The 16,246-nt window shown below is 69.9% G+C and carries 15 protein-coding genes; 5 read left to right on the forward strand and 10 right to left on the reverse strand.

What is annotated here, in order from left to right; genetic code table 11:
* Positions 1-35: 35 nt before the first annotated feature.
* The gene (locus G6N45_RS05670) at positions 36-740 is read left to right on the forward strand and encodes an ABC transporter permease (RefSeq protein WP_246229027.1); all 705 of its coding nucleotides are present in this window, start codon (positions 36-38) and stop codon (positions 738-740) included.
* A complete protein-coding gene (locus G6N45_RS05675) occupies positions 737-1,780 on the forward strand; it encodes an ABC transporter ATP-binding protein (RefSeq protein ID WP_163720768.1) in 1,044 nt (347 codons plus the stop codon). The genes G6N45_RS05670 and G6N45_RS05675 overlap by 4 nt, the downstream gene beginning before the upstream one ends.
* 77 nt (positions 1,781-1,857) lie before the next feature.
* On the opposite strand, the gene G6N45_RS05680 is transcribed toward G6N45_RS05675, so the two are convergent.
* Together G6N45_RS05680 and G6N45_RS05685 are read right to left on the reverse strand one after the other, a co-directional pair.
* Complete coding sequence (locus G6N45_RS05680; protein WP_163720769.1) at positions 1,858-2,433, reverse strand: orotate phosphoribosyltransferase; 576 nt, start codon at positions 2,431-2,433, stop codon at positions 1,858-1,860.
* Positions 2,434-2,459: 26 nt separating this feature from the next.
* On the reverse strand, positions 2,460-3,272 hold the full coding sequence (locus G6N45_RS05685; protein ID WP_163720770.1) for a HugZ family pyridoxamine 5'-phosphate oxidase: 813 nt from the start codon (positions 3,270-3,272) through the stop codon (positions 2,460-2,462).
* Positions 3,273-3,410: 138 nt separating this feature from the next.
* Between G6N45_RS05685 and G6N45_RS05690 the strand changes: the two genes are divergently transcribed.
* Positions 3,411-4,445 (forward strand): hypothetical protein, encoded by a 1,035-nt coding sequence (locus G6N45_RS05690; RefSeq protein WP_163720771.1) that lies wholly within the window; start codon positions 3,411-3,413, stop codon positions 4,443-4,445.
* A 71-nt stretch (positions 4,446-4,516) separates the two neighbouring features.
* Complete coding sequence (locus tag G6N45_RS05695; protein ID WP_163720772.1) at positions 4,517-5,806, forward strand: maltokinase N-terminal cap-like domain-containing protein; 1,290 nt, start codon at positions 4,517-4,519, stop codon at positions 5,804-5,806.
* Between the two features lie 228 nt (positions 5,807-6,034).
* On the opposite strand, the gene glgX is transcribed toward G6N45_RS05695, so the two are convergent.
* The 8 genes from glgX to G6N45_RS05730 form a co-directional block, all read right to left on the reverse strand.
* Positions 6,035-8,191 (reverse strand): glycogen debranching protein GlgX, encoded by a 2,157-nt coding sequence (glgX, locus tag G6N45_RS05700; protein WP_179965276.1) that lies wholly within the window; start codon positions 8,189-8,191, stop codon positions 6,035-6,037.
* A gap of 76 nt (positions 8,192-8,267) precedes the next feature.
* Entirely contained in the window at positions 8,268-8,696 is a 429-nt protein-coding gene (locus tag G6N45_RS05705; RefSeq protein ID WP_163720773.1) for a Clp protease N-terminal domain-containing protein, read from the reverse strand.
* Positions 8,697-8,711: 15 nt separating this feature from the next.
* Positions 8,712-9,263 (reverse strand): pyrazinamidase PncA, encoded by a 552-nt coding sequence (gene pncA, locus G6N45_RS05710; RefSeq protein ID WP_163720774.1) that lies wholly within the window; start codon positions 9,261-9,263, stop codon positions 8,712-8,714.
* Positions 9,260-9,937, reverse strand: coding sequence for a PAS and ANTAR domain-containing protein (locus G6N45_RS05715; protein ID WP_163720775.1), 678 nt, complete (start codon positions 9,935-9,937; stop codon positions 9,260-9,262). Before G6N45_RS05715 ends, pncA begins: the two co-directional genes overlap by 4 nt.
* A gap of 31 nt (positions 9,938-9,968) precedes the next feature.
* Entirely contained in the window at positions 9,969-11,285 is a 1,317-nt protein-coding gene (locus tag G6N45_RS05720; protein WP_163720776.1) for a hypothetical protein, read from the reverse strand.
* Positions 11,286-11,292: 7 nt separating this feature from the next.
* A complete protein-coding gene (locus tag G6N45_RS05725; RefSeq protein WP_163720777.1) occupies positions 11,293-11,688 on the reverse strand; it encodes a hypothetical protein in 396 nt (131 codons plus the stop codon).
* Positions 11,685-11,834 carry a hypothetical protein gene (locus G6N45_RS27645; RefSeq protein WP_170312427.1) on the reverse strand — a complete coding sequence of 50 codons (150 nt, stop codon included), beginning with the start codon at positions 11,832-11,834 and terminating at the stop codon, positions 11,685-11,687. The genes G6N45_RS05725 and G6N45_RS27645 overlap by 4 nt, the downstream gene beginning before the upstream one ends.
* Positions 11,831-13,675, reverse strand: a complete 1,845-nt coding sequence (locus G6N45_RS05730; RefSeq protein ID WP_163720778.1) for a hypothetical protein — start codon at positions 13,673-13,675, stop codon at positions 11,831-11,833. The genes G6N45_RS27645 and G6N45_RS05730 overlap by 4 nt, the downstream gene beginning before the upstream one ends.
* A gap of 132 nt (positions 13,676-13,807) precedes the next feature.
* Here G6N45_RS05730 and G6N45_RS05735 point away from each other — a divergent pair, with 132 nt between their 5' ends.
* A complete protein-coding gene (locus tag G6N45_RS05735) occupies positions 13,808-16,243 on the forward strand; it encodes a hypothetical protein (protein ID WP_163720779.1) in 2,436 nt (811 codons plus the stop codon).
* Positions 16,244-16,246 lie beyond the last annotated feature (3 nt).

A 16,246-nucleotide genomic window follows, 5' to 3' on the forward strand; every position in this document is an offset into this window, starting at 1 on the left:
TGTTCGGCATCTTCTTCTGCTTCCCCCTCTACGCGATGGCGGACTTCTCGACCCGCAACCTGCTCTCCGGCGGGCGCACGTGGCAGGCGTGGGCCAACCTGGTGAGCGACGAGGCGCTGTACCGGGCGATCGTCGTGTCGCTGTCGCTGGCGGCGCTGACCGTGGCCGCGATGCTGATCCTGTTGGTGCCGACCATGATCTGGGTGCGGCTGCGGGCGCCGTGGGCCAAGGGGCTGGTGGAGTTCCTGTGCCTGCTGCCGTTGACCATCCCGGCGCTGGTAATCGTCGTCGGGTTGCGCAACGTCTACCTGTGGGTGACCTACCTGCTGGGGGAGTCGCCGCTGACGCTGACGTTCGTCTACGTCGTGGTGGTGTTGCCGTTCTCCTACCGCGCCATCGACGCGGCGCTCTCGGCGATCGATCTGCAGACGCTGTCGGAGGCGGCGCGGTCGCTGGGTGCGGGCTGGGCGACCACGATCGCCCGCGTGGTGGTGCCGAACATCTGGTCGGGCATCCTGTCGGCGGCGTTCATCTCGATCGCCGTCGTGCTCGGCGAGTTCACGATCGCATCGTTGTCGGGCTACGAGACGCTGCAGGTGCAGATCGTGCTGATCGGCAAGAGCGACGGGCCGACCTCGGTGGCGGCGTCGCTGGCCACGCTGCTGTTCGGGTTCGCGCTGCTGCTGATCCTGTCGCTGGTCACCCGGGGACGCCGCCATCAGACGGGAGTGACGCTGTGACATCGGACGACGGGGTGGCCGTCGAGCTGACCGAGCTGACCCGCCTCTACGGGACCACCCGCGCGCTCGACGGGCTCACGCTGCACATCGAACCGGGGGAGCTGGTGGCCCTGCTCGGCCCGTCGGGCTGCGGCAAGACGACCGCGCTGCGCATCCTCGCCGGACTCGACGAGGCGACGTCGGGCACGGTGTCGGTGGGCGGCGTCGACGTCAGCGGCGTGCCTGCCAACAAACGCGACATGGGCATGGTGTTCCAGGCCTACAGCCTCTTCCCCCACCTGACCGTGCTCGACAACGTCGCCTTCGGCCTGAAGATGCGCGGAAAGGCTAAGCAGCACAGACTCTCTCGGGCTTCGGACATGCTCGATCTGGTCGGGCTGGGCGAGCTGGGCGGCCGGTACGCCAAGGAGCTGTCCGGCGGTCAGCAGCAGCGCGTGGCGCTGGCCCGGGCGCTGGCGATCCAGCCGCGGGTGTTGCTGCTCGACGAACCGCTCTCGGCGCTCGACGCCAAGGTGCGCGCCCAGCTGCGTGACGAGATCCGGCGCGTGCAACTCGACGTGGGGACGACGACGTTGTTCGTCACCCACGACCAGGAGGAGGCGCTGGCCGTCGCCGACCGGGTCGGGGTCATGAGTCAGGGCCGCCTCGAGCAGCTGGCCGCCCCGGCCGAGCTGTACGCCAACCCGGCCACCCCGTTCGTCGCCGACTTCGTGGGGCTGAACAACAAGGTGCCGGCGCAGGTGTCCGGCGGGCGGGCCACGCTGCTGGGGGTGTCGGTGCCCGCGTCGCCGGGGTCGGTGGACGGGCCCGGCCTGGCGATGGTGCGCCCGGAGGCGGTGACCGTCACCGCCGATGCGGACGGGTCGGCCACGGTCTCCGCGGTGTCGTTCCTGGGCGCGATCTCACGGGTCAGCGTGGCGGTGCCGGACGGTCGGGTCGTGATGGCTCAGATTGCGAGCTCGGCGGCGCGCGCGCTGCGGCCCGGCGACCGGGTCAGACTCGGCGTCGACAGCGACGGCGTGCTCGTCACCCCGGCCTGAGCTCGCCGAACCCGACGAAATGGTGCTCTTCTCTCGCCTTTTCCCGCCCAAACGTCGGTTTGGGCGAGAAAGGGTCGTCACACGTCTTTGACGGGGTCGATGCCCAGATCGCGGTAGGTCACCAGCGCGTGAAACGGGATGTCGCGCTTGGCGAATCGTGCGGCGGCGACATCGCCGCGGTCGACCATCGGGATCACGCCGGTCACCACCACCCCGAGCGGCAGGATGCGCTCGAGCGCCAGTTCGGTCGACCCGCCGGTGCTGATCACGTCGTCGACCAGCAACACCCTGTCGCCGGCCTGCAACCGGGTGCCCTCGACCCACTGCTCACGGCCGCGCTGCTTCTGCTCCTTGCGCACGGAGAACCACGCCTTGCCCGTCACCATCGCCACGCCGTGGGCCAACGGGTCGGCACCCATCGTCAGCCCGCCGACGGCGTCGAACTCGATGCCCTGCGCGGCGGCCAGATCCGCGACCGCCCGGCTGACCACGGCGAGGCGCTCCCCGGTGTCGATCGCGTACTTGCCGTCGATGTAATCGTGGCTGAGCTGCCCGCTGGCGAGCTTGAACGGCTCCTCGCGGCGTTCGTGGCCGCGAGTGCGGATCAGGTCGAACGCGGCCTGCCAGGTCTCGGGACGCTGCGCGGTGGTCATAGCGAGATCGTAATGCCCGCCGTGACTCAATGCCCGCGCGCGCGACGCGTCAACTCGACCGCAGCCGAACGCAATTCATCGATCGAATCGATCGGAGCGGCGAAACCGACACGGGTGTAAGCCATTCCGCGCTCCGTCTCCAGCCGAAGATCCAGGCCGTAGCGGTCCGCGCCGGTGCACGACGCCGCGGTGGTGTCGGGGTAGCCGCCCAGTGCGCGCGCCATCGCCGCCAGCGCGTCAGCGTGGTCTTCGTTGAGATGCGCGACGGCGCCGGCCGCGTGCGGGCCGACCGGGTCGGGCTGCGCGGCGGTGTAGTCGGTGCCGCTGGTGGACTCCATCCGGCCGTAGCCGCCCACCCAGCGCACCCGTTGCACCCGCAGCACCCACAGCGAGAAATCGCTGTAGTCGATGTAGTACTTGGCGGCGGCCACCGCCGACAGGTGGGCCTCACGGGCGGCGACGTGCTCGTCGCCGCGGGGTCGCTCGACCCGGCCCGCCAGCGTCACGCGGGCGTTGGCCAGCGGATCGGACTCGATGGCCGGCGCGACGATCGCCAGGCTGGCCCGGGGATCGCTTGCGAGGTTGCGGCCGTGCTCGGCGAGATTCGACACGCACAGCACCGGCGCGCCGTCGAGCAGGCCGTAGGTGACGAACGACGCCCACGGATCACCGTCGGCGGTCAGGCTCGCCAGCGTCGCGGAGTTCGTCGACGCCGCGATGGTGCGGGCCTCCTCCGCCGCCGACGGCCGAGCGGGATTGGCGGGCGCCGTCAAGGGCGGCGGGACGGTCGGCGCATCGCCGGGGTCTCCGTGATCACGGGGCAGGCTTGCGGACGTCACGTCGGCACGATAACCCAACTGACGCGGGCGTCGATTTGTTGCGATCCGCAGCAAATGCCGATCCGGCCTGGCACTTGTGCCGATGTGAGAGAATTGCGACAGTAGTCAATTCGTCGGCACGGTCTGGATGGGGGCATCATGGCGGAGCCCGCGCTGCGCGCCTTCGCGGCCGCCGGCGTCGTCTCGCTGGGCCTGCTGATCGGCGGGTTCACCGCGGCGCCCGTGTTCGCCCAGCCGTCCGACTCCGACGGGTCGACGCAGAGCGGTTCCACGGACACCGGCACGTCGTCCGGCACCACGGATTCCGGCGCGGATTCGACAGCCTCCAGCAAACCTGATGGCGCCGCCGAGAGCGGTGATGCGGACGCCTCCGCGCAGAGTGCCGACACCCCCGACGCGACTCCGTCGGTGTCCGTCGACACGGGCACCGACCAGGAAATCCGCAGCGGCGGTTCGGGCGGCTACACCGAGCCCGACGTCGCCCCGCCGACGAAAGATCCGCGAAGGACGGGCTACAGCAACTCCATCACCATCCCGATGCTGCGGTTGCCTGCCCCCGGCGAGATCCCGTTCGGCAGGCTGCCGTCGCCGTCGACGTTCTACACCACCGTCGAGGTCCCGGTGCCGACGCTCACGGAGTTCCTCTCCGCCCTGCAGATCCTGCCGCCTCCTCCACCGCCGGGGCCGTCGTTCCGCACACAGGAAGAGGCACCTGTCGTCGACGCCACCACCGGCACCGCGGGCGGGGGCGGCGGCGGATACGCCGGAGCCGACCCCACCGTGTTCCGCGCCCCGCTGGTCGTCACGGTCCCGCGCGCGATCACCGTGGCCGGGGCCGGACCCAAGCCGGCTGCGCGCGCACCGGGCGGCGTGCCGGCCGAGCCCGGGTTCACCGCGCCCGGCGTCGCCGGGGCCAACACCCCGGTGATCCGCGGCTCGGTCGCACCGACACCCGGCACCACCGCCAGGCCGATGGCCCGGGAAGGCGTGCCGCGCGTCGAGGGCATGCCGCGCGCGGTGATGAACCCCACGCTGGCGCAGATCGCGGCCGTGGCGCTGCCCGGAGTGGCGGGCCTGGCCCTCCTGACCTTCAGCGGCGGCGTGATCGGATACCGGCAGGCCAACAGCGTCCGATTCGTGCGGACGGCAGGCACTGAGCGTTTCCTGCCCTGACGGCGCGTGATTCGTCTCCCTCCCTGCCGGGTAGGTGAGGACGTGTCCCATCCCGACGCAGGAGAACTGTCATGACGCTGCCCTTCGGCGACTGGATCGTCCGCCAGCGCTGGTATGCCGGCCGCACCCGCGAACTGGCCGACGCCGCCCCGGCGGTGGTCACGGCGCTGCGGCCCGACCTCGACCACGTGCTGCTCGACGTCTCCTACACCGACGGCGCCGCTGAGCGCTACCAGGTGCTGGTTCGCTGGGCCGACGCCCCGATCGACGAGTTCGGCGACCTCGCGCGGATCGGAGCCGACGGGGATCGGGTGGCCTACGACGCGATGTACGACCCGCAGGCCGTCCGCCACCTGCTGTCGCTGATCGACCAGTCCGCGACCGTCGGCCCGCTGACGTTCGTCAAGGAGCCCGGCGTCGATCTGCCGCTCGACTCCGCGCCTCGCGTCTCGGGCGCAGAGCAGAGCAACACCAGCGTGATCTTCGGCCGGGACGCCATCCTCAAGGTGTTCCGCCGCGTCACCCCCGGTGTCAATCCCGACATCGAACTCAACCGGGAGCTGGCCCGCGCGCAGAACCCACACGTGGCCACGCTGTTCGGGTCCTTCGACACACAGTGGGGCGGCGCCGGATCGGAGCCGTGCGCGCTGGGGATGGTGACGGCGTTCGCGGCCGACAGCTCCGAGGGCTGGGACATGGCCACGGCCAGCGCCCGCGACGACTTCACCGACTTCACCGAGGAGTCGCGCCGGCTCGGGGAGGCGGTCGCCTCCGTGCACGCGGCGCTGGCCGCGACTCTCGGCACGTCGACCGTCAGCTTTCCGGTCGACACCGCGGTCGGGCGGCTGCAGACCGCGGTGGCCGCGGCGCCCGCCCTCGCACCGCACGCGCCGCTGATCGAGGAGCGCTACCGCAAGCTGTCCGAGGAGACGCTGACCGTCCAGCGGGTGCACGGCGACCTGCACCTCGGCCAGGTGCTGCGCACCCCGGCGGGATGGGTGCTCATCGACTTCGAGGGCGAGCCCGGGCAGCCGCTCGACGAACGGCGCCGACCCGACTCGCCGTGGCGTGACGTCGCCGGTGTGCTGCGCTCGTACGAGTACGCCGCCTATCAGCGGCTGGTCGACCACAGCGACGACACGCAGCTCGCGGAACGGGCTCGCCAGTGGGTGGACCGCAACAGCACCGCGTTCTGCGACGGGTACGCCGCCGTCGCCGGGGAGGATCCGCGGGCGTCGAGCCAGGTGCTCGCAGCCTACGAACTGGACAAGGCGGTGTACGAAGCGGCTTACGAGGCACGCTTCCGGCCGTCCTGGTTGCCCATCCCGATGCGTTCGATCGAGCGCATCCTCAGCGCCTGACGGGCGCCGAGAGACGGCACAAAGGCTGGCAACCGTGGCCACCCGGTAGGTCACCGCCGCTCTACGGCTCCTACTCCGGCCCGCCCGACCGGTGGCACCTCGTCACGACGGTGCCAGCGTGGCGGCCACGGCTGCAACAGCCTCTTCAAGCTAACACAACGATCCGTGAAAAGCGCTGAACCGCGACACTAAGCGTGGTGGCGCGCAACGCCTTTCAGGAGCTGCCCGTCAGGTGTTCGCGCGCAGGACGATCGTGGCCCGTGCCGGCACCGTCAGCGAGGCCCCGGCGGGCTGCACGTCGGCCTCCTGCCCGTCGGGGAGGAGCTCGGCGGTATTGACCACCGGGGTCCACGACGCCGCGAACTCCTGGGGCGGCAACGTGAAATCGATCGGCTCGTAGTGAGCGTTGAAGCACAGCAGGAACGAGTCATCGGTCACGCGCTGGCCGCGGGCGTCCATGTCGGGGATGCCGTGGCCGTTGAGGAAGACGGTCAGCGACTTCGCGAAGCCCGCTCCCCAGTCCTCGCCGGTCATCTCGGTGCCGTCCGGCCCGAACCACGCGATGTCGGGCAGGCCCGCCACGCCGCGCCGGCCGACCGGCTTGCCCGAGAAGAACCGCCGCCGCCTGAACACCGGATGGTTGGCCCGCAGCTCGGACACCGTGCGGGTGAACTCCAGTAGCCCGGGATCGACCTTCGACCAGTCGATCCACGTGATCTCGTTGTCCTGGCAGTAGCCGTTGTTGTTGCCGCCCTGGGTGCGGCCCAACTCGTCGCCGTGACAGATCATCGGCACGCCCTGGGACAACAGCAGCGTCGTCAGGAAGTTGCGCTCCTGCTGGGCGCGCAGTGCGTTGATCTCCGGATCGTCGGTCGGCCCCTCCACGCCGCAGTTCCACGACCTGTTGTGGCTCTCGCCGTCGTTGTTGTCCTCGCCGTTGGCCTCGTTGTGCTTCTCGTTGTAGGACACAAGGTCACGCAGCGTGAACCCGTCGTGGGCGATGACGAAGTTGATGGACGCGACGGGCCGGCGGGCGGTGTGTTCGTAGAGGTCCGAAGAACCGGTCAGCCGGTAGGCGAACTCGTCGAGGCTGGCGTCCTCGCCGCGCCAGAAGTCGCGCACCGTGTCGCGGTACTTGCCGTTCCACTCGGTCCACTGCGGTGGAAAGTTGCCGACCTGGTAGCCGCCGGGACCGACGTCCCACGGTTCGGCGATCAGCTTGACCTGGCTGACGGTCGGATCCTGCTGCACGAGTTCGAAGAACGTGGCCAGCCGGTCCACCTCGTAGAACTCGCGCGCCAGCGTGGAGGCCAGGTCGAAACGGAAGCCGTCGACGTGCATCTCGGTGACCCAGTACCGCAGCGAGTCCATCAGCAGCTGGAGCGTGTGCGGATGGCTGACGTTGAGGCTGTTCCCGGTGCCGGTGTAGTCCATGTAGAACCGCTTGTCGTCGTCGACGAGGTGGTAGTACGCGGCGTTGTCGATGCCGCGCATGGACAGCGTCGGCCCCATGTGGTTGCCCTCGGCGGTGTGGTTGTAGACCACGTCGAGGATCACCTCGATGTTGGCCTCGTGCAGCGCCCGCACCATCGCCTTGAACTCCTGCACCTGCCCGCCCGCGTTCGGGTTCGAGCTGTACTTGAAGTCGGGGGCGAAGAACCCGATGGTGTTGTAACCCCAGTAGTTCGACAGGCCCTTGTCGACCAGCGTGGAGTCGTTGGCGAAGTGGTGCACCGGCATCAGCTCGATCGCGGTGATGCCGAGCGACTTGAGGTGCTCGATGATCGCCGGGTGCGCGACGGCGGCGTAGGTGCCGCGGATCTGCTCCGGGATGTCGGGGTGCGTCTGGGTGAGTCCCTTGACGTGGGCCTCGTAGATCACCGAGTCGGCGTATTCGTGGTTGGGCGGGCGGTCCACGCCCCAGTCGAAGTACGGGTTGATCACGACGCACTTGGGCATGTTGGCCGCAGAGTCGTCGTCGTTGCGGCTGTCCGGATCGCCGAAGTTGTAGCTGAACAGCGACTGATCCCACTCGAAGCTGCCGTCGATGGCCTTGGCGTACGGGTCGAGCAGCAGCTTGTTCGGGTTGCAGCGCATCCCGTTGGCCGGGTCGTAGGGCCCGTGCACGCGGTAGCCGTAGCGCTGGCCGGGCTCGATGTTCGGGATGAATCCGTGCCAGACGAAGCCGTCCACCTCGGGCAGCGTGATGCAGGCGGTCTGCTCACCGTCGGCGTCGAAGAGGCACAGCTCGACCTTCTCGGCCGCTTCGCTGAACAGCGTGAAGTTCGTGCCGTAGCCGTCGTAGGTGGCCCCGAGGGGGTAGGCCTTGCCGGGCCACAGCTCGAGAGTCGTGGAGCTGTCGGGTGTGGTGGCGATCTGACTCAAGTAACTCTCCTGGCGTAGCGATCGGCTCTGGCGATAGGGGATGCCCAGATGACGGGCAGTGCAACCGTTCGATCCATCACAGCGTTTCCGCAGCGAGCCGATCGCGCAGCGCGGCGACGTCGACGCTCATCTCGGCCAGCACCCTGGCGGTCAGGTCGACCTCGGCGCAGGTCACGGCCAGCATGATGTGTTCGGCCCCGATGTGCCGGTCGCCCCGCTTGTCGGCGATCGTCATCGCATCGCCGAGCGCGGCCCGGCCGGCGTCGCTGAACGGGACGTGCCCTTCCGGCGGTGGCACCTCGGCGCCGCGGAAGTGGCGCAGTGTCTCGATGGCGCGGGGGTGGGAAAGACCCGCCTGCGCGAGGACCGCGGCCACCGGGCCGTCGGTGCGCAGTGCTCCGAGCAGCAGATGCTCCGGACCGAGCATGTTGTGTCCGAGATGACGCGCCTCCAGCTGCGCGCAACCGATCAGCTCCTTGGCCTCCTCGGTGTACCGCTCGAACATGACGCCGATCCCGGGTCAGCCGACCGTCACGCCGGCGGCGCGCAGCTCATCGATCGCCTCGTCGGTGGTCGCGGGCGCGACGCCTGCGGTGAGGCCGACCAGGACCCGCGTCGTCAGACCGGCAGCCGCCGCATCGGCCGCCGTCGCCTTGACGCAGTAGTCGGTGGCGATGCCCACCACGTCGACGGCGTCCACACCCCGCTCACCCAGCCAGTCCCCGAGGGTCGTGCCGTCGTCGTCGGTGCCTTCGAAGCCGCTGTAGGCCGCCGAGTACTGGCCCTTGCGGAAGACGGCCTCGATCGGCGTGACGTCGAGGTGCGGGTGGAACTGCACGCCGTCGGTTCCCACCACGCAGTGCGGTGGCCAGGAGTCGACGTAGTCGGGGCGGTCGGAGAAATGGTCGCCGGGATCGATGTGGAAATCCTTGGTGGCCACCACGTGGTCGTATCCGTGCGCGCCGGCGAGCAGGTCGTTGATACCGCGGGCCACGGCGCCGCCGCCGGTGACCGCCAGCGAGCCGCCCTCGCAGAAGTCGTTCTGCACGTCGACGATGATGAGCGCTCTCATCCCGTCACGGTATCGCCGCTGCGGTCGACACGCTGGTGAGCTGTGAGAAGCAGGTGGTCGAACGTCTCCCGTGACGGCAGCGACTCCTCGTAGACCAGCGCCGCATAGTCGGCGAGCACCCGCTCGGCCAGCATGCGCAGCTTGACGTTGGACTCCTGGGACCGCCAACGCAGCAACTCGAACGCGGCCTCGGCGTCTAGCCGGTAGATGAGCATCAACATGCCCTTGGCCTGTTCGATGACCGCCCGGTTCTCGGTGATCTCGGTCAGCGCGGCGGTGACCATCGCCTTGGTCATCGCCGGGGTCGGGGTGACGTCGACGTAGAAGCCGTGGGTGCCGATCAGCCTTCCCTCGTCGTCGGTGAGGCGGTCACCGATCACCACGACCTCGTGGACCTCGCCGCGGGTGTCGATGATGCGGTGCCGGGTGGAGAAGGTGCGGTGGGTGCGCCGCATCTCCTCCAGCGTGGCGGCGACCTGCTGACGATCGTCCGGATGCTTGTGGGAAAGCACCAGTTCGGTGGTCGGGGTCACCGTGCCCGGTTGGTAGCCGTGCAGGATCTGCACCTGCTCGGACCATTCCCAGCGTTCGTCGGCGAAGAAGAACTTGAACCAGCCGACGCGTTGCGGCGCGCCTCCTGCGAGCGCCTGCTCGAGTGACTCCTCGTCCGGCACATCGAGCACGATATCGTCAGTCGCCCCACGCTCACCCACCGAACAGCAAATACAGCCCGGTGAACGTGTAGCCGACCATGACCAGCATCATGGCCAGCTGCCCGGTCACCTGATCGGCCCGCGGCAGCAGGGCCAGCGCGCGGTCGTGCGCGGCGATCACACCGGCGATGTGGCCGGCGACGACGAAGCCGACCTTGAGCGTAGCCACCACTGCCGGATGCATCGACAGCACATAGCTGACGTCGTTGTCGGCCAGGCCCAGCACGTTCCACCCGCGGCCCAGCGGATCGGCCAGCCGGACGATCGTCTGCTGTCCGCGCTCGACCAGATAGGTGAGGTAGTGCGCGAACACGTATCCGATGACGATCGGGATCAGCGAGTGCGCCAGCAGTCCGGGCAGTTCCCGACGTCGCCGGGCGTCGACACCGCCGGTGCAGCGCGCGGCCAGGGTGAAGGACACCCCGACGACGGCGGCGAACAGCAGCAGCCCCGCGGTGCGCAGCAGGCTCGCCGTCAGCGCCGAATCGGTGATCGTGTCGGAGAACGAGCGCCACTGCGGGGTGGCCGAGAAGCTGTCGAACGCCGTCGAGCCGAGCAGCACCGACAGCACGGCCACGATGCCCGGGCGTACCGGCAGCGACACGAGATGGTCGAACGGGTTGCCGATGGCGACGCGGCCGTCGGCGTTGCGGCGCATCGGTGACAGCCGAGACGCGACGACGCTGTACACCTCGAACGGATCGGCCCGTGCGCACCAGCGGGTGCCGCAGCAGAGCGCGCCGGCCAGCGTGACGGCGAGATACCCGAGCAGCCAGATCCGGATCGCCGGCACCGAGCCGGGATCGGGGCTGGCCAGCTCCAGCCACACGAACGCGAACAGACCCGCGGCGGCCGGCCAGTAACCCAGCGCCTCGGGATACGGAACGCGCAATGACGGCCGCCCGATGACCCGGTGCAGTGCGCGTACCGGGGAGAGCGCCCGCCAGACGGGCCCGAACAGCAGCGACAGCGCGACGAGGCCGACCCACAGCAGCACGTAGAACACGCCGGGAACGGGGTTGTCCGCGGTCTGCGGCCCGAAGAACGCCGCCAACGCCACCCACCCCGTCAGCAGTAACGACACGACGGCCAGCACCCAGCGCGTCGAGGCCGCGTCGACCACTGCGGTCACCCAGCCCGGCAGGGCCCGGCCCGGCCGGTCCTGGTCGAACCGCGGAGTGCGCCAGGCCAGCGCGACGACGGCGAAGGTGAACGTCAACGCCCATGCCGCACCGATCAGTGCGTAGGTCACCGGGATCGGCAGATCCGTCGAGCCGCCCAGACCGTGCGCGAGGAGCTGCGAGGTCACCGGCCCGTCACTGAACGGCGATGGTCGCGACGGTCTTGTTCAGCGCGTGCAGCTCGACATCGACGCGCCCCGGGGTGTCCACCGCGAACTGGAAGGACTGTCCCTGGCCGGCGGCGATCGGGAACGAGTGCTCGGGTGTCGAGTGCACGTGCAACTCGTCGGCGGCGTCGCTGTCGACGCGGATCACGATCGGCTGCTCGAGGGACGCCGTCAGCTGTTCGTTGGTGGGGGTGACGGTGCCGCCTTTGATCGTCACGTCGACCACGAGGCGCTGAGGCGCAGCCTGGGCGTCGGTCATCGGAGGCGGGGCGGCGCCGGAGCTCTTCTCCTCGGCGCTCTTGTCGCCGCCGCAGCCGGCGAGCAGGAGCGCGATCGCGGCGGCCAGGGCGAGGACTCTGCTCACTGTTCTCCTGTCTCGTCGGACTTCTGCCGGTTCTTCCTGGCGATGTAGAACACGACGCCGGCCACCACGAAGGCGGGGGCGAAGGCGGGCAGCGCCAGCCAGATCGAGTGATCGGCGAGGATCACCACGTCGGGGGACGGGGTCATGACTGCCCCGAGGGCTCGAATTCCGCTTCGCTGCCGCTGGACTCGCTCTGGTTGATGCGACCGCCGCCCCAGCTGATCCCGGCGATCATCGCGAGCGTGCAGACCAGCACGATCAGGCAGCCGATGAGCCACAGCGAGGCGGGGATGTCGGGGCTGCGCTCGCGCTGCAGGATCGTGATCTCGGAGACGAACGGGCGGGTGAACTGGGCCTCGGCCGGCACTTCCTTCGCACCGATGCCCGGGTCGCCGGCCAGGTATATCGGCACCGCGGTCAGCGTGGTGCCGTCGTGCACGCGCAGCAGCGTCTTCCACTGGCCGGACACCGGCATCGGCTTCGTCGAGACGTAGTGTCCCGGGCCGACCCTGTCGAGGTGGTCGATGAACTGGCCTCGCTCGTTGGCCAGACCGCCCTGCCACGCCAGCACCGACACCCAATTGGGGTCGTCGCTGATGGCGTTCGGCGGGGTGAACCGCACGTCGGCGGTGACGAAGCGGCCCGGGCCGGGGCCCGGCACGTCGGTCAGCGCGAACGTCGCGGTCTCGTCCGTCGGCACCGAGTAGCGCAGCCCGTTGGCGGTCGCCCCGCCGACCGCGAGCACGGTCAGGACCACGAGCCCGACGGAGATCGCACGGCGCGGCAGCCGTCGGCCGGTCAGCACCATGCCGATCATCGCGCCGCAGCCGCCGGCGAGGATGGCGACGGGCACGGCCATCGACAGCGCCTCCGGCCAGATGCTGGTCGGCCATGGGTAGAAATACACGGCGTCGATCCAGAGCGACTCGAGCCACAGGCCGACGGTTGCGATGCCCAGCCCGCTGACCATTCCGAACAGCACCGGCCGCTTGAACAGCGGTGTCAGCGCGACGAGTTCGACCACCAGCGCCGGGCCGAGGTAGAGCGCGAACCAGTTCACCGGCGCGTCGAGCAGCGGAGCCACCAGGAACGCGATGATGCCGCGCAGGCCGATGGCCACGATCGCGGAGATGATCGCGGCGCCGCGGCCCAGGTAGATCCGCGCCGCGACCAGCGCCACCGAGGCCGCGGCGGCGATCAGCATCGGCTGGAACACCTGCCGGAACTGCGGGACGCCGAAGTCGAACTCGATCTGATAGACCGACAGCCCGATCAGGACCCCGGCGAACGCGAGGTACTGGATGAACTTCAGGCCGATGCCGTCCCTGGGCGCGTCGGGTCCGACGGCGCGTTTGCCCTCGAATTCCAGATACGCCGCGGCGATCGTGGAGAACCCGGCGCCGCCGATCATCATCAGGTGCGTCGGGCCCCACAGCGTGACGTCCTGGCCGAAGATGCGGTGCCAGACGTCGTCGAGCGGGAAGCCGATCAGCGCGTACATGCCGCAGCCCGCCATCACGATGCCGCCGACCGGGGCGTACCAGTGGTCGGTGATGCGCACGGCCGCCGGTCCTGGCTTGTTGAACGGCAGCACGATCGCGGTGCAGCCGGCGATGAAGACGAAGAACAGGCCCACGATGATGAAGTAGTGCGCCGGATTGGCCAGCGGCCCCGGGTCCCGCCCCTTGCCGATGTGCAGGCTGACGTCCCAGATGAATCCGAAGAGCGCGCAGATGATCGCGCTGACGAAGATCGCGATCGGCAGCGCCACCCACGGTGGCCGCTTGAACCGGCGGCCCATCCATTCGGCCAGGTTCTCCAGCCACGAGATCTTGCGCTGGCGGTGCAGGTAACCGATCCACAGCAGTACGGCCGTCACCGCCATCGCCACCGCGGACAGCCCGAGCACCTGGCTGATCTCCGCGCCACCGCCTTCGCTGCCCTGAGCGAGCACCGCAACGTCCTGTCGAGAATGCGTCATCGTCATTCCTCCACCCCGTGCCGAACTCTCTATCTGACTCGCCGGTAATGTTGCCAGAAGCGATCCAGGTGAAACCAGGGGTACCGGGTTTTTTCGCCGAGGGGCCCATTTCGGTGTCCAGGGCGTCACGATGGGGGGATGACCGGGGGCAAGACCGTCGTCGAACTGCGGGTGCACGGGGTGTCCGGCACCCCGCCCGAGGTGATGCTGAACTGTCCCGCCGAGTTCCTCGACCGGGTCAGCGGGGACCCGGACGCCGCCTTCTTCCGCCGTGCGACCTGGATCGATGACGCGATCAGCCCCCCTTCCGCCGACGGCTGGCGCCGGCGGATGGAGGCCTATTCGTGGGGCGGGCTGACGTCACGCCGCGCGAGCCGGGCGCTGTGGCTGCTGTTCCTGCCCTTCTCCCTGATCAACCTCGCGCACTGGATGCTGCCGCCCGCGCGGCGCCGCGGGCCGGCCGTGGTGGTGGTGGCGCTGCTGCGTCTGCTCGCCCTGTCGTTCACACTGACGTTGTTGCTGGCAATGGCCGTCGCCGTGCTGGACATCGCGCTGTGGCAGTGCGCGAGCGTCGACTACTGCCGTTCCGGCTGGCTGCCGCTGGAGTGGCTGGGCGGCCTGTCGCCCGGAAGGCGGCTTGCGCTCGGCGCGCTGCCGCTGGCAGCGGTGATCGTGGCGCTGTGGCTGCTGGGCCGGCAGGAAGCGGGACGGGCGACGCCCTACGACGGCCCGGACTGCGACGACGCGTTCACCGGCGCGTGCCCGCCGCCGAGCGCGGTGGTGTCGGTCGGTGAGGGCTCGCCCCTGGTCGACACCACGTTCTGGAATCACGACGACTCCGTTGCGCGGATGCGCGCGTGCCATGTGACCGCATGGACGGCCGCGCTGGCGGCGCTGGTGCTGGCGGCTCCGGTCGCGGACGGGGATCCGGGTCGGACCCGCGACGTCAGCGCGGTGCTGCTGGGTGTCAACCTCGGGGTGCTGGGCATGGCCGTCGGCGCGACCGCGTGGAACCGGGCCACCGGTCGCGGCGGCGACGGCGTCGGCGGCCGGCTGCACGCCGTGCTGATGCGGCTGCGCTGGGTGGCACTGATCCTGCTCGGCCTGTCGCTGGCCTGGCTCGCTCTCGGCAGTGAGGTGCCGGTGCCGAGGCTGCCCGACTTCCTGCCCGGGCTGCGCGGTTCGATCTACGCGTTGCTCGCCGTCCAGGTGATCCTGCTGGCCGGGGTGTTCGTCGGGTCCGCGCTGTCGATGCGCGGGGGCGGAAGGTCCGTGCCCGCACCGGGTTACGGCATGACGCTGCGCGGATTCACCGCTGCGTTCGTGGCGCTGCTCGGCTGGCTGATCGGCGGCGGGATCAGCGTCGGCGTAGGGCTGTCGACGGCGCTGGTACTCGGCACGGTGCGGATCTCGACCGCGGACGCGGCGAAGGTGATGGTGGAACGCACGGCGACGCTGGCCAACGCCGCCGACGATTTCGCGAAGAAGGTGCACGCGGTGACGATGCGGACACCGCTGATCGTGCCGCCGCCCTATGTGTGGGCGTCGGTGGCCACGCTGTTGGTGCTGTTCGCGGCGGTTGCCACCGTGGTACGGGTGTGGCGCGCCGCGACGGGCACGCCACCGCAGACCGAAGTCGAGGCGGCCGCGCCGCGCGGGGTCCTCGAGGCCGTCAGACGGGCCCGGGCAGCGGCATCGCTGACCGATGCCGGGCCCGCGGTGATCGCCGGGCTGGCGACGCTGGCCTTCGGGATCCTCGTCGTGATGGCGGTCCTGTTCTTCCCCGATCTGCACCACTTCACCGGGACCAGGTTCCTCTCGGGCGGGGTCTCGGTGATCGCGATGTTCGTGCCGATCGCCTTGGTGGTCGGGCTGGTGGTGCTGGTGGCGCAGGCCTCGCGGAATCGGCAGATGCGCCGCGCGGTGTCCATCCTCTGGGACGTCATCACGTTCTGGCCGCGGGCGACGCATCCGCTGACGCCGCCGTCCTACGGCGGTCGCACGGTGTGGGATCTGCGCACCCGGATGGACGCGCTGGTGCACGATCCGCAGCCCACCCGGGTGGTGCTCGTCGCGCACAGTCAGGGCACCGTGATCGCCGCGGCGACGTTGATGCAGTGCACGCGCGACGACGAGCACTACCCGCTGCTGACGTTCGGCGCCCCGCTGCGCCGCCTCTACGCGCGCAACTTCCCGGCGTATTTCGGCGCCCCGTCGATGGATGACCTGCGGCGCCAGCTCGCCCGCCCGGAGCCGCGATGGATCAACCTGTGGGCGCTCACCGACCCGATCGGCAGCTGGGTGTTCGACCCCGGTCCGGTGTTCGTGCAGGGGCCGTCCTCGCGCGACCTGAGCGCGGCGTTGGCGACGGTCGACACCCGCATCCTCGACGTGAGGCAGCGCGACCCGGAGCACGGCGACTTCGCCGTCGACCCGGACGGCGCGGTGTGCGGGCATTCGGGGTTCTGGGACCGCGTCGAGTACCGGATGGCCGTGGAGGTGCTGCAGTCGCTCGTCGTCGACGAGGACGTGGACGGTGGCGCCGTCGCGCCGCCGGTGAACCAGGCGATGTGAGCG

It is taken from the genome of Mycolicibacterium psychrotolerans, from assembly GCF_010729305.1.
Taxonomy (GTDB): Bacteria; Actinomycetota; Actinomycetes; order Mycobacteriales; family Mycobacteriaceae; genus Mycobacterium; species Mycobacterium psychrotolerans.

Excerpts from the sequence above, each read along its gene's own strand:
- G6N45_RS05670 (WP_246229027.1), top strand. The coding sequence starts at position 36 with ATGGCGGACTTCTCGACCCGCAACCTGCTCTCCGGCGGGCGCACGTGG.
- G6N45_RS05680 (WP_163720769.1), bottom strand. The coding sequence starts at position 2,433 with ATGACCACCGCGCAGCGTCCCGAGACCTGGCAGGCCGCGTTCGACCTG.
- G6N45_RS05690 (WP_163720771.1), top strand. The coding sequence starts at position 3,411 with ATGGCGGAGCCCGCGCTGCGCGCCTTCGCGGCCGCCGGCGTCGTCTCG.
- G6N45_RS05695 (WP_163720772.1), top strand. The coding sequence starts at position 4,517 with ATGACGCTGCCCTTCGGCGACTGGATCGTCCGCCAGCGCTGGTATGCC.
- G6N45_RS05705 (WP_163720773.1), bottom strand. The coding sequence starts at position 8,696 with ATGTTCGAGCGGTACACCGAGGAGGCCAAGGAGCTGATCGGTTGCGCG.
- pncA (WP_163720774.1), bottom strand. The coding sequence starts at position 9,263 with ATGAGAGCGCTCATCATCGTCGACGTGCAGAACGACTTCTGCGAGGGC.
- G6N45_RS27645 (WP_170312427.1), bottom strand. The coding sequence starts at position 11,834 with ATGACCCCGTCCCCCGACGTGGTGATCCTCGCCGATCACTCGATCTGG.
- G6N45_RS05730 (WP_163720778.1), bottom strand. The coding sequence starts at position 13,675 with ATGACGATGACGCATTCTCGACAGGACGTTGCGGTGCTCGCTCAGGGC.
- G6N45_RS05735 (WP_163720779.1), top strand. The coding sequence starts at position 13,808 with ATGACCGGGGGCAAGACCGTCGTCGAACTGCGGGTGCACGGGGTGTCC.